At 33.7% G+C, this 2,898-nt stretch carries 4 protein-coding genes; all 4 read right to left on the reverse strand.

Annotation, left to right across the window (positions count from 1 at the left end; genetic code table 11):
• Positions 1 to 932, reverse strand: a 932-nt coding sequence (locus tag ACJMLH_RS04285; protein WP_405275050.1) for a tetratricopeptide repeat protein, incomplete at its 3' end; no start/stop codon positions are given.
• A 230-nt stretch (positions 933 to 1,162) separates the two neighbouring features.
• Positions 1,163 to 1,594 carry a hypothetical protein gene (locus ACJMLH_RS04290; protein WP_405275052.1) on the reverse strand — a complete coding sequence of 144 codons (432 nt, stop codon included), beginning with the start codon at positions 1,592 to 1,594 and terminating at the stop codon, positions 1,163 to 1,165.
• A gap of 100 nt (positions 1,595 to 1,694) precedes the next feature.
• Complete coding sequence (locus tag ACJMLH_RS04295) at positions 1,695 to 2,042, reverse strand: hypothetical protein (protein WP_405275054.1); 348 nt, start codon at positions 2,040 to 2,042, stop codon at positions 1,695 to 1,697.
• Between the two features lie 100 nt (positions 2,043 to 2,142).
• A complete protein-coding gene (locus ACJMLH_RS04300; protein ID WP_405275056.1) occupies positions 2,143 to 2,670 on the reverse strand; it encodes a hypothetical protein in 528 nt (175 codons plus the stop codon).
• Positions 2,671 to 2,898: the final 228 nt, after the last annotated feature.

Here is a 2,898-nt window from a genome sequence, read left to right on the forward strand (position 1 = left end):
AAAACATCAATCTTTAAATTTAAAGCCTGCAAATAATCAGAATCAACCCTATAATGATTATCCAAAAACTCATCCAGACAGTCAGAAGCCAAAACAAATTCACCGAAATCGCATAATTTTTTGGATTTGGACAGCAGCTGTTTTTTGGTAATCTTTAAGTTCATCTTAATATAATCGTTGGATCCGGGAGAATAAAATCCTAAAAAATAATAGGCATAATCCGTTGGCTTGGCATTTATGGAATCATTAAACACCTCAATAGCTTCATCAATTCTATTTAACATGATTAATGCTGTGCCTTTCTTGTTCAGCAGTTTTGATAGTATCCTATTTTTGAATTTTGTGGGATTGGCCAGTGCTTTTTCATAACATTTTAAAGCCTTATCATAATCGCCCTTTGCAAAATACTCATCTCCCGCATAGATGTTTCTTTTAATCCTTGGGAAATTATCTATCTCCTCAGAAGATTTTTTTAAAAGCAGCTTATGATATTCAACATCCTTTAAACGGTTATCAGCTTTAATTGCCTTTTTATAATGTCTTAAAGATTTTACATAATGCTTTTGAGTAAAAAAGGCTTTGGATTTGAAAAACAGTGCCTCACCATATTCCGGATCATAGTACAGTACCCTGTCAAGCATTTCAATGGCCTTGGAATGTTTTTGGCTGCCAAGTAATTTTACTGCACACTCCAAAGTATTTCTGATTTCTATTTCCCTAGCCAAATGTCTTTTCAAAAAACATGGATTCAGCCTGTTGAACTGAATTCTGTCTATGAAATTATCATCCTGACTCATCCAGGAAGTAGAAATATCATCAACGCCAAATTTAACTTCATTATCTTTCATAAAAATTGATAAATCAAAATTATACGTGATTTTATCATCTTCAAGTGAAGATATGAACTCATCCGGAATATTAAGTAAAGTCATTGATATTATATTCTCCAACATCTTATTAATATTATTCCTCCTTTTCAATATACTGTTTTTGAAGCTCTTTTAAAGCTTTAAAAAATTCCTTTTCATCATCAAAAATAATTATTCCTTCTTTTACCATAATATCCTATTAATAATTTCCATTTAACCGCAAGAAAAACAAAGGTATAGGAGTTGAAAAAATGAACTAAAAAAACTTGCGGTTAAATGGATGTCAGCATGATTTATCTTTCGACTACCCTTTCAACCTCATATTCGGGAACATATGATTCATCTTCCTGCTTCTTTTTTGCTGAAGCCGTTGGAATGATTTCAGGTTCCTTAAGGGAACTTGCCTTCAGGAATTCCGTCTTTAACTCAGGTATCTCAACGCGTTTTTTCTCAGCGTGACTTACATTACTTTTCCAGTCCCTGAACTCCCAGGGATACTGCCTATCACAGACAATTCCTGCCAGCTCATCCATTGAACCGGCCCTGATAACTACCTGATTTCCGTTTTCAGCAAACAGGTAAATGTAATCTTCACCAATCTTGAATACATTCAGCATGTCTGTTGAGAAATCCCCTACTCTTTCTCCAGTCAATTCAGATCCGCAGATTCTACAATGGGAAAAATTATCCCTTAAACTTTTTTGGCAATTAGGACAAACAACCAAACTATCACTCCCTTAAATCAATATATTTCCAAATACAACGCAAACCAACAAATATCCGATTAAACCTATGAACTTCAAATTGTCTTTTAAGTTGAAAGTATCACCTCCATATATTCAATGAAAATTCGTCAAACACATACCAGATTCTATTTTGACCTGTCACAATTTCCCTAAGCTCATCCAAGTTTTTGGCTTTAATCTTATAGCCGAATTCCTCATAGCACCAAAAGTCATCATCATATCTGACTCTGAATATTCCAGTGCTGTTGTTTTTATAGTTGTCCTTCAGTTCAAGCGTCAGTGACCTTTCAAAAATCATCAAAACGCTTTTAAGCTCCAAATCTTTTACGTGTCCCAAATCAAGGACTCCCCAATCAATAGCTTCCAATGTTTCACTTGTAAGAAATTCCAATATCTCTGTTGTGTATTTAACTAAATCTTGCCTCATTTAAACCTCACAATAACATCTAAAAATTTTAACAGCAGTAAACTTCAACATCTAAAAATGAATTTTACCACCTCCTTTGAGATTTAAATCGGCTGAAATATTAAATTGAATCAAGAAACTCTCCTATCAAAGCAATGATATATCTGTTCAAAGGATTTTCAAGCGACATGAATGTTTCATTGCAGTCCTTGGAACCGAATTCAGCAAAATACGGCGTTATTCTGCATCCCCCGTCAATTGTTGCTCCAAAAATTATTTCCTCCGGAGTTATTTTAATTCCATAGTCTGCCATTTCAACAACCTGTACCCTGTCCAGGTCATTGGTTTTGAAGGTTGATGATTTTCCTGCAATTTCAAGATCAAAAATTGCCTCTCCTTCAACTTCCTGTCCGGCCATATAACAGATTCTTAAATACACTCCGTTTTCATGGATTTTACGGTTGATGAAATCAAAAAATCCGTCATCCATCTCCTCAAAAGTGTATTTTTCATCGGCCAAACCTGCATATGTCGGCATGCGATTATCTGCTGAAAGTTCATCTACAAAGAAATGAAACTCAGGATGGTTGCTAATCGCTTTTTCAACAGTTTTTCTTACATTTATATTATTTTTTCTCACAATTTCCATATTAATTTCCTCTAAATGATGATGATTAATTTTACATAGGTGGCGTTATAGAGACATGCAAATTAAATATAAACCTGTATAAAGACTGATGATTGAATTTAAGTAGCTGTTTAGTGCAGGTGTTAAATATGAGTTCAAATACTTTTGCAAATCTAAAACAGCTACTTATGAAAATAATGTTGTTTAGGAAAAGTTTTTAAAGCTTTCGCTAAACAATGCAGAATTTTA

Origin of the sequence: Methanobrevibacter sp. (assembly GCF_045116495.1) — an archaeon.
In the GTDB taxonomy this organism is placed as follows: Archaea; Methanobacteriota; Methanobacteria; order Methanobacteriales; family Methanobacteriaceae; genus Methanocatella.